Origin of the sequence: Mycobacterium sp. E183, from assembly GCF_001667735.1 — a bacterium.
Taxonomy (GTDB): Bacteria; Actinomycetota; Actinomycetes; order Mycobacteriales; family Mycobacteriaceae; genus Mycobacterium.
The window spans coordinates 1-9,926 of record NZ_LZJN01000064.1 but is presented as its reverse complement, the minus strand read 5'-3'; the positions used below and the strand labels follow the sequence as shown (position 1 = coordinate 9,926).

Genomic DNA, 9,926 nt, shown 5'->3' with positions numbered 1-9,926 from the left:
CCGCCGCCAAACGTGCCCACGCCGGGCGAAGACGCGGAATGGTTCAGGGGTGGCCGGGAATGCCTTCGAGGTCTCCCTGGACGCCTTGCAGATCCCCTTGAATGCCTTGCAACTTTCCTTCGATCGCCTGCAGATCGGAGAGAACATTCTGATACGCCGGCTGCATGTCATCCGGCGTTGCAGGTTGAGACTTGGGGCAGTACGCGACGATGGCACCGGCGGTGACTTCCGCGCTTTGGTCGGCGTCCCAAATCGATGACCGCTGCACGAATGCGACCGCATCGGCGAAATTGGGTTGGTGCGCCAGGAAGTCGCAGACCGCATGCCCTTGGGTCATTACGTATTCCTGACTGGGAAACGGTACGCCTTCATGCTTCAACGCGGCGATGAACGCCATGTCGGCAATCTCGATCCGCGGAGCTGGTGCCGCCGGCGCGATGCGACTTGGCGGCGCCGCCGCCGACGGCGGGGTTTCGGTCGGCTGCGCCGATGAATCCCGTTGGTGGACCGCGAACATCACCACAACCGCGGCGGCGAGGGCGGCCAGCGAGAGCGGCAACGCCGCGAGAAGACTCAATCGGCGCCGCACACCCCCGAGCCCGCGGAGCTTGGTGCCGAACCCGCGGGCGCCCCGCACGTCGGCGACCGTCTCGCTTTCACGCATGTCTTCGGGGTGGGGACGAGTGGTCACTGTGCTGTGGGCGAGGAGCTCGTCGAGCAGTTCGTCGATCTCTCGGGACGATGGCTGACCGCCGCGCTCGCGAACCGATCGGCGCCCAAGGGCGATGCGCCGCAATTCTGAATCGATCGTCTCGCGGTCGCGCATATCACCAGTCTGAGAGTGTCAGCACCATGGCACAAGTCCCGAAACAGGCGACCGACCAGCGGAAGGCGGCGCACGTACACCGCCGCCTTCGCCCCGGCCGCCGGGCGGCCGCGAGGCATCCGCCGGAAGCCTCGAACATGCGCCGACACGGCGAGTCTCGCCGCCAGGGCAGGTTCACCCGTAAGCCCTGAAAGCGGCATGAAAAACCCTCTGCCGCACCGCATTACGGGTAGCCGGGGCCGGGCATGCTAGGCTGCCCGGGGATGCCCGTCGGCATCCGTTCGAAAATGAGAGAAGTTGAAGGTATGACACAGGGAACTGTGAAATGGTTTAACAGCGAAAAAGGCTTCGGCTTTATCGCTCCGGACGGCGGCGCAGCAGATGTGTTCGTCCACTACTCGGAGATCCAGGGGACGGGCTACCGATCCCTCGAGGAAAACCAGAGAGTCGAGTTCAATATCGAGCAGGGGACGAAGGGTCCGCAGGCAGTCGGAGTAACTGCCGTCTAGTGCGAGTTCTACCCCAAGTGGGCTGGTGGGTGATTTCCCGCCAGCCCACAGCGCGTTGAGGGGGGTCGCGGCTTGCGTCCGGCGGCGGGCCGGACGCCGGGCAGCCCTACGGCGCCGCCTCCGCCGAGGAGGACCCCCCTTTCGAACATGATCAAGAGGCGCGGTTCCCGGGGGCGTGTAGATTGGTGGAAGCAGTTCTGTTCGCACTGCCCCGTAGCCATTTCCTTGTGCAGATGAGCGCATCTACGAATCGATCCCCCTTCGCCCCACCCGCATGTCGGGCCGAAGCCAAACCCAAGAGGACCCCGCCTTATGACATCCGATCTGTTTTCGCACCGCTACGAGCCCGAGGCCGTGACACACGCCGCTGGTGATTCGGAACCGGTGCAATTTCCGATCTTCTCCGACGGACCCAAGAAGGATTCCGCCTCCACGACGCAATCTTGATCGACCCCCCTGAGGGCTTCAGATCGTCAGTTCCGTTCTGGCACAGCAATTTCGGCGCCTACCAACGGCCCGATGACCCGACTTGCGGCGCCTACTCAGGCGGAGGCGGAACGGGACCGGGCGGCGGTCCGTCCGGCGGGGGTGGCGGAGCCGGCGAGCGATGCGAGCAGTCGGGCACGTAGATCAACACACCCCCCACCATCGTCCAACCGATCGCGCATCCCGGCGGCAACTGAGGGAGCGTCTCGGGTGGAGCGACCAATGCGGTCATGGTTGCCGCGATCATCACCGGCCCCATGAGTCGAGGGACGAACCTCGTCACCCGGCCCGAAGCCCGGCCGGTACGTCTTGCGAACGATTCTGCCGGTGCGTCAGGCATGCAACTTTTCCTGTCTGCCGGGAAGCTTCAAGTGTGAAATGACTGGCCGCTCGTCGCAACTTGAAGCCCTTCCCGACCGATTTCGCCGGCCGGGACCGCGCCGATATCGATCACCGCATTGATGTCACGCTGCGACATGCGGAAGACTGTTCAGGGCAATCGACGGAAGTGTCCACTGTGAACTTGATCCGTGTAGTCGCTGCGCCGCTGCTGGGCGCGGCCATGTTCGCCCTCGTCGGCTGCTCGGTGTCGACGGCCAAGCCGATCGCGACTTCCACGACCACCGCGGCCGCGGCTCCTGTCGCGTCCAGAACCGTTGCGGCAGAACCGAATCCACCCCTCGGCGCGCAGCCCCAACTGGCGTCGGACCCGGCTCAGCTGGCCGACGACCTCGTCGCCGACGAGCGCGCGCTGCGTGACTCGTCGACGCCGGAGCCGGCATTGGTAGCAGCGGCGCACCGCGAGCAGGCGGCCTATCGCGCCATCGCGCGGCACCCCGAATGGGATTCGGTCGCGCGTCCGCGCATCCCGGCGGAGCTAGCCGACGTATACGACCGCAACCTCGATGCCCGTCGCCAGCTCCAGGCGATGACGCCCGCCAAGGGCACGCTGCCCGCCTGGCGGATCGAGCCTCCCATTCCCGCCGACGAACTGGTGGGCGACTACCACGCGGCGGAAGCGGAGACGGGAGTCGGCTGGAACTATCTGGCCGCGATCAACCTGGTCGAAACGCGCTTCGGCAGCATCAACGGCGTGAGCACCGCGGGCGCGCAAGGACCCATGCAGTTCTTGCCGTCAACGTTCGCCACCTACGGGCAGGGTGGTGACGTCCACTCCCCGCGCGACAGCATCATGGCGGCGGGCCGGTTTCTGGCCGCCAACGGCTTCGCCGGCGACCCCGCCCGCGCCATCTACGGCTACAACCACGCCCACGAATACGTCCGGGCGGTGGACCAATACGCCGCACTGATCGCGAATGATCCCGCCGCCTTCCCCACCTACTACCGGTGGGACGTCTATTACGTCACCACCGCCGGGGATGTGTTGCTCCCGATCGGATACGAGGCGCCGTCCCCGATCCCGGTAGAGGAGTATCTGGCGACCCACCCGCAGTAGCCCGCGTCGATCAGAGGTACTTCAGGGCGATGTCCTGCAGGTGCGATCGCACGTCTTGACCCGTGGCCTTCTCCAGCTTGATCCCCAGCTCGCCGGCCAGGTTGACGAAGCCCATCAGCAGCATGATTTCGCCATCCGGCTCGTCGATGACGTTCTCGACGAGCCGGTTCCAGGCGAATTCGTTGCCGCTGTCGGACGTCCACGCCGTCATCACGTCGATGGCTCGGCGGACGTTTTCTCGCACATCCATGCCCGGAGCCTGCCATGACCTCCGGATCGCCGCCCGACGACGGGCACGCCGGCCGAGCCGGCTGCGCCCGTCGAACCGTCAGTAGAGCGGAACCCAGACTCCCATGTACCAGAAGCCCCAACCACCGAACTGCCAGTTGAAGACCGGGATGGCGGTGTAGCTGTCGTATTGGAAAGGCCCGAAATCGGCCTGCGCGACGACGACGTCGCGCGGCGGCCCGGACCACGGGCGGTTCCAGCCACCAGGGGGCGGCGGACCGTCCCAGCCCCCGGGAGGGGGCGCGCCCACCCAATGGGGCGGCGGGTGGCCGGGCGCAGGACCGTCGTTCCAGCCGTGCCCCCGAGGCGGCGGCGGGGGCGGTGCCCCGTGATCCACGATGCTGAAACCCGCCCGCGCGTCGCCGGGTCCGCCTATTTGGGCGTTGCCGCTGACGTACGTCCCACGCGGAACGTACGGCTGGTGCGGGGGCTGGGTGCTCGGCGGGTTGAGGGCCTGCCTGCCCTCCGGCGGTGGCGGGTTGTGCCCGCTCGCCGGCGAGTTGGGCTGTCCGCCGGGACCGTTCTGGCCCTGGTCGCCCGGCTGGTTGCCCGGGCCGCCCTGCTGCGGGTTCTGCCAGTGCTCGTTGGGCGCCGGCGAGTTCTGGCCGCCCTGCGGCGGATTGTTCTGCCCACCCTGCTGCGGCGGGTTGTTCGGCCCACCCTGCTGCGGCGGGTTGTTCGGCCCACCCTGCTGCGGCGGGTTGTTCTGGCCACCCTGGGGCGGACTCTGACCATGCCCACCCGGGGGTGGATTGTTCTGCCCGCCCGGCGCTCCAGCGGGTCCGCCCTGCTGGCCGCCGGGACCACCGCCCTGTTGGCCGCCGGGGCCGCCGCCCTGCTGGCCGCCGGGGTTTCCTCCGCCACCGCCGCCGGGGTTTCCCCCGCCGCCACCGCCATGGCAACCGGGGCACGGCGGTGGGGGGTCGAGTGGGGCCGCGAAGGCCGAGCCCGCGTTCAGCGTGACCGTGGAGAGGCTCAACCCCGCCGCGACCGCCGCCGCACTGACGACACGTTTCATAGACATAGCTGCGTCCCCTCTTGGCTATCGATCGCCTGCACTACGGGCATGTCACGTTCAACTCGAATGACTTGGTCACCTGCTGCGGTTGCTGCGGGTTGCTCATGTCGAGCCCGGTCGCTGTGCCCTTGATCGCGTAGGCCTTCCCGTTCACCGCGGCGCCCGCGTTGCCACCCTGGTTGGGAGCCGCGTCCGAGAAGCCGAGCGTGATGCCGTTGACGCTGCCGAGCCCGACCGAATGAACGATGGGGGGATTGGCGTTGCTGACCACCGCGCCGACCCCGGCCGTCGGATCACCGATGCCGATGTTGGTGTTGTCTCCCGACGGGGTGCACGTGACCTGGCCGCTGACGTTTTGCGTCTGACCGTCGACGATGACCTGTGGGCCGGACGCCGAGGGCGTCGACGAGCCCGACGACCCCGTGCTTGACGTGTTGCTCGAACAGCCGGCGCATGCTGCGGCCACCACGGCCACGCCCGCCACGCCGACGACAATCCCACGCTTCACTAATGCTTCCCTTCGTGTCGCTGGTGTCGCACTGCACAACTCATTGGCTTCCCCAACGTGGCTAGCCCTCACCGACGTCGCGGGACGCCGGATACCCGGTGCCCGGCCGTCGTAAACGCTGGGTTAAAGACGCAGGGGACGCGGCATCTCTCAGGGGAGAACGCGTAATCCCCAGCTGCCGAGCAGCGGATCGATGAGCGCGAAGTCGGTCGTGTAGTCGTCGCCGTCGGGTGACGACATCAGCAGGCCAACCGCGCTCACGGTGCCGTCGGGGTTCTTCACGAAGCCCGGGCTGCCGCTGTCGCCGTTGAGGCTGAACACGCTGGCGGTTACCACCCCATTCTCGACGTGTTTGACGAAACCACAGGTTTCACCGGTAACCGCGCCAACTTTGCAGAAAGGCATACCTTCGCGAATCTGCTGCGCACTCAACACATCCCGGACCACGTACCTGCCGCCGACATCACCCGACGGCGCACCGACGCTCGGGTCGAGGAGGATGATAGCGGCGTCCTTCGTGTCGCCCTCTTTCTCGCTGGCGGTGATCTTGCCCAGGGGAACGTCATTCCCGTACGTCCACAACGAACCGTCATGGGCGTCGCAGTGGCCGCTGGTCATCAGGTAATAACTGCCGTCATTGCCCTGGGCCGCGAAACCCGCTGTGCACGAGCTGTTTTCGTCTTCCACCTTGATGCCCGGCGTCACTCCGCCGTCGGCTCGCGCCGGGTTCGCCAGCGTCGTCGCGGCGACGACCACAGCACCGACCAAGCCCAACCCTCGCAACCACCGCATGGCCACGCCGCCTCTCTTGAAGTGTCGGGCAGCATGTTAACAGCGCCAGCGGGTTTCAGCCGCCTGGGTGGTTCGCCGAAGGCGGCATCGCACCGCAGCATATTGACTAGGGCGACAAAACGCAGTGGATACTGTAAGAGGCAACAACTTTCGTCCAGGAAGCGACGATCACCCGCCGACATGACGGGCAAGGAAGCCCAGCACGGCGTCGGCGAAGATGTCGTTGCGATCACCGGCGACCATATGCCCCGCACCGCGAACGTCGGTGAACTCGACCTGTGGGAAGCGCTCCAGGAATTCGTCGGCGCGTTCCTGGCTGACGAGGTCACTCATCTGGCCCCGGATCAACAGCATCGGCACGCCGCCGCGCAGGATCGCGTCGACTGCCGCGTGCATCCGATCGGGGTCGGTGACCTCGAATGGCGGGAAAGCCGCGGTCCCGCTGATGAACTGGGGATCCCAGTGCCAGTACCAGCGATCGCCGCGACGGCGCAGGTTCGTGGTCAACCCGTCCAGATCGGTCGGCCTCGGCCGGTGCGGGTTGTATTCCGCGATGGCGTCGGCGACCTCGTCAAGCGAGGCGAAGCCCGATTCCACCCGCTCGGACATGAAGGCGTGGATCCGATTGGCCCCGGACTGGTCCATGTTCGGGACGATGTCGACCAGGACGACCGCGCTCGCGATGCCCGGCGCGAGCTCGCCCGCGAGCAGCATCGAGGTGAACCCACCCAGAGAGGCGCCGACGAGTACCGGCTGCGGCGGCAGGGTGCCCAACACCTCCTCGACGTCGCCGGCGAAGCTGACGACACGGTAGTCACCCTCGTCGGACCAGTCGGATTCGCCGTGGCCGCGCAGGTCGACGGTGACGGCTTGCCAGCCGCGCTGCGCGACGGCGGCAGCGGCCTTGCCCCACGAGCGGCGGGTCTGTCCGCCGCCGTGCAGGAACACCACGGCCCGCGCGTCAGGATCACCCAGTCGGTCCGCGACGATTCGGACGCCACCGGGCCCCTGGATTGAAAACGGTTCGACTGCCATCGGCATCTGGTGATACTAAGCCGCTTCAATACGATGCACCGGGGCGTCCGGAGGAGAAAACGATGAACCTTGACGAGTACATGTCCCTGGACGCGACCGCGTTGGCCGAACTGGTGGCGGCGAAGCAGATCACGGCCGCCGAACTTCTCGCACTGGCGAGGCAACGAGCGGACGCGGTCAATCCACGGTTGAACGCGATCGTTCGCCGGCTGGGCGACGTCGCGGACTCCCGGGCGGCCGATCCGGACCTGAGCGGGCCGTTCGCCGGCGTGCCCTTCGTGATCAAAGACCTCGCTCAGGAGTACCGCGGCTTTCCGACCTCGAGCGGTTCCCGGTCGCTGGCCAACGACGTGGCCGACCGACACGCGTTGGTCACTCAGCGGTTCCTGGACGCGGGACTGGTGATCTTCGCGATGACCAACACCCCCGAGTTCGGGGCCAAGGGCGTGACGGAATCGGATTATTGGGGTCCGGCGCGCAACCCGTGGAACACCGGGCACACTCCGGGCGGATCTTCGGGCGGGTCCGGCGCGGCGGTCGCGGCCGGGATCGTTCCGGCCGCGGGTGCCAACGACGGAGGCGGATCGATCCGCATCCCCGCCGCCTGCAATGGGCTCGTCGGCCTCAAGCTGAGTAGGGGCCTGTCGCCCTACGGCCCGCAGACGGGCGAGCCGATGTTCGGGATGGTCACCCAGGGTGTGGTTTCACGCACCGTACGTGACAGCGCCGCGCTATGCGACGCGATCGTCGGCCGTGATCCGCATGCGGCTTACGAAGTCGCCCTTCCGCGAGGCACTTTCGCCGATCACATCAAGGGTCGCCCGGACGCGCTGCGGATCGGGTACTCCTGGTCCTCGGCGATCAACCCGAATCCCGACCGGGAATCCGTCGCCGCGGTGGAACGGGCGGCGAGCCTCCTCAACGATCTGGGGCATCACGTCGAGGAGGTGCCGCCCCCGTACGACGACGCCGCCCTGGCCCGTGACTTCCTCACCATCTGGTTCGCGCAGCTCTACCACCATGTCGCAGACGCCAGGAAACGCACCGGCGCCCGCGACCGCGATTTCGAGGCCGACACCTTGGCCGTGAGTGAACTCGCCAGGGCCACCGGCGTTTTGGCACCTATCTTCGCGCTGGAAAACCGCAACGAGCACATCCGGTGCCTGGCCACGTTCCACGAAAGCTTCGACTGCTTGCTGACCCCAACTCTCGCGACCCCGCCGCTGCGCATCGGGGCCACCGCGACGCCGCGCCTTCTGCAACGGGTGGCCCGCGTCGCGAGCACGCTGCATGCGGGAAAAGTCATGGCGCGCAGTGGGATTCTCGATCAGCTGATCCAGGAGAGCCTGGGCTGGGTGCCCTACACGCAGCTGGCCAACCTCACCGGGCGTCCCGCGATAAGCGTGCCGCTGCATTGGACCGGCATCGGACTCCCGCTCGGTGTGCAGTTGGTGGGCCGGCTCGGCGCGGACGGCGATCTTCTCCGGTTGGCGGCCCAACTCGAAGAGGCGAGCCCGTGGGCTCACCGGTATCCGGCGTCGGTGTGACTAGCCCGGTTCGCCGGGCCCGTCTTCGGCCGCGCGGTCGCCTCCCCAAAGCCTGGCGAACCGCTTGGCGACGTCGCCAAACCGGTTGCCCGACCGTTGGGATGACTTGATCCTGCCGAGAGCCTGTTTCCCCTCCGCGGCGTAGTCCTTGACGGTTTCGTCGCCTTCCTCAGCGCGCATCCTTAACCTCCTTGGTCAAGCTTCGTGTTTGCGCCCCAGACGGTTCTGCCGGCGTCAAACGTTGCGGCGGCTCGACCGGCGTGAACCGCTCGGACGTGCCACTGGCCGGTGCCGCGCCCCGGCGGCCCGCTGGTGTCCGACACCGAGCCTCCGATCGGCTCATGGAGGCCTACCCGCCGACCCGGGGGATCGAAACGCCCACGGCCTTGGTCAGGACACCGGTTCCTTGCTGGCCTTGACCGGCACGTTGCTCGGCGGCAGCTTGAGCAGGTTTCCGCGCAGGCTCCCGCGAGCGGTCCGCACAGCCACCAGCAACCACGTGAACAGCAGCCCGGCGTACGCGACGGCCGCGGCCACCCGGAACGCGGGCAGGTGGGTGTGGCCGGCGAGCTGGGAGGTGCCCGTGACGAACGTTCCGACCGGGAAGGTCAGGCTCCACCACGTCAGGGCGAACGGCATCCCGCGCCGCAGTGTGCGCACGGTCAACGCGGTCGCCAGCGCGATCCACAACACCGCGAAGCCCCAGACCGGGACTCCGTAGAGGATCGCGAAGGCGTTCAGGTCCTCGGCCAGTTCGCGATCAACAGCCAGTCCGGCGCAGGCCCCCAAAAGACCTGCGGCCGTGATGGATTGCCCGAGTGGGCCCAACACAATCCACAGCGTGGGCACGCGCGCCGAGCCTGACGTCCCGTACAGCGTCAGGCGGGCCCAGATCATCGCGATGATGTTCAGGGAAGCCAGCAACGACAGCCCGAACATCGCGTAGCAGCCGAAGAGCATGGTCTCGCGCCCGGTGCCCGCCGTCATGTGTGGCAGCAGCAGCGCCCCCATGGCCGCGGTCACCATTGGCGGAACCACCGGCATCAGCCAGCCCCCGAACGCTGCGTCGGGCTCGACATTGTGCTGGGTGAACATCAGGTAGGGAATGCTCACCGCGGTGAACAGCCCGCCCAGCGTGCCCCCGGTCCAGAGCGCCCAATCCAAATCGACGGCGATGCGCCCACCGATCAGGTCCCTGCCGACCAGCACCGCTCCCCCACCCACCGTCATCAGGGCCATGGGTGCCGCGCCGTAGAAGTGCGCCATCTGCGGGTTGCGCGCGTGGGTACGGGCCACGGTGGGGTGACGTAGCCAGTGACCGCCCACCAGGACGATCAGCGCGACGAGCAGGACGGCGGCGATCACCCAGACCACTTGGGCGAATGCGCGCAACCCGACCACGTGGACGGGCAGGGTGGCGCCGGCGATGGCCACGATGCCGGTGCCCATCACCGAGGCGAA

Annotated in this window: 11 protein-coding genes; 3 read left to right on the top strand and 8 right to left on the bottom strand. The window is 67.5% G+C overall.

The annotated features are described in order from the left end of the window. Positions 1-43: 43 nt before the first annotated feature. Positions 44-826: a DUF732 domain-containing protein gene (locus tag A5691_RS06405; RefSeq protein ID WP_067760341.1), complete on the bottom strand. Its 783-nt coding sequence runs from the start codon at positions 824-826 to the stop codon at positions 44-46. Positions 827-1,131: 305 nt separating this feature from the next. Between A5691_RS06405 and A5691_RS06400 the strand changes: the two genes are divergently transcribed. Together A5691_RS06400 and A5691_RS06395 are read left to right on the top strand one after the other, a co-directional pair. After that, positions 1,132-1,335, top strand: coding sequence for a cold-shock protein (locus A5691_RS06400; RefSeq protein ID WP_067282851.1), 204 nt, complete (start codon positions 1,132-1,134; stop codon positions 1,333-1,335). Between the two features lie 1,048 nt (positions 1,336-2,383). After that, positions 2,384-3,277 (top strand): lytic transglycosylase domain-containing protein, encoded by an 894-nt coding sequence (locus tag A5691_RS06395; RefSeq protein WP_067760393.1) that lies wholly within the window; start codon positions 2,384-2,386, stop codon positions 3,275-3,277. A 10-nt stretch (positions 3,278-3,287) separates the two neighbouring features. Here the strand turns inward: A5691_RS06395 and A5691_RS06390 are convergent, their stop codons facing one another. The 5 genes from A5691_RS06390 to A5691_RS06370 form a co-directional block, all read right to left on the bottom strand. Next, entirely contained in the window at positions 3,288-3,527 is a 240-nt protein-coding gene (locus tag A5691_RS06390; RefSeq protein ID WP_067282847.1) for a hypothetical protein, read from the bottom strand. A gap of 78 nt (positions 3,528-3,605) precedes the next feature. Beyond that, positions 3,606-4,583 (bottom strand): MAP_0585 family protein, encoded by a 978-nt coding sequence (locus A5691_RS06385; protein ID WP_067760343.1) that lies wholly within the window; start codon positions 4,581-4,583, stop codon positions 3,606-3,608. A gap of 40 nt (positions 4,584-4,623) precedes the next feature. Next, complete coding sequence (locus tag A5691_RS06380) at positions 4,624-5,091, bottom strand: lipoprotein LpqH (protein ID WP_067890530.1); 468 nt, start codon at positions 5,089-5,091, stop codon at positions 4,624-4,626. A gap of 150 nt (positions 5,092-5,241) precedes the next feature. Then, positions 5,242-5,889 carry a trypsin gene (locus A5691_RS06375; protein ID WP_067760347.1) on the bottom strand — a complete coding sequence of 216 codons (648 nt, stop codon included), beginning with the start codon at positions 5,887-5,889 and terminating at the stop codon, positions 5,242-5,244. A gap of 162 nt (positions 5,890-6,051) precedes the next feature. Then, the gene (locus A5691_RS06370) at positions 6,052-6,918 is read right to left on the bottom strand and encodes an alpha/beta fold hydrolase (RefSeq protein ID WP_197499183.1); all 867 of its coding nucleotides are present in this window, start codon (positions 6,916-6,918) and stop codon (positions 6,052-6,054) included. A gap of 62 nt (positions 6,919-6,980) precedes the next feature. On the opposite strand from A5691_RS06370, the gene A5691_RS06365 reads away from it, so the two are divergent. Next, the gene (locus A5691_RS06365; protein ID WP_067760349.1) at positions 6,981-8,465 is read left to right on the top strand and encodes an amidase; all 1,485 of its coding nucleotides are present in this window, start codon (positions 6,981-6,983) and stop codon (positions 8,463-8,465) included. On the opposite strand, the gene A5691_RS06360 is transcribed toward A5691_RS06365, so the two are convergent. After that, a complete protein-coding gene (locus tag A5691_RS06360; RefSeq protein ID WP_067760351.1) occupies positions 8,466-8,645 on the bottom strand; it encodes a hypothetical protein in 180 nt (59 codons plus the stop codon). Between the two features lie 210 nt (positions 8,646-8,855). Further along, positions 8,856-9,926, bottom strand: a 1,071-nt coding sequence (locus A5691_RS06355) for a TDT family transporter (protein ID WP_068018975.1), incomplete at its 5' end; no start/stop codon positions are given.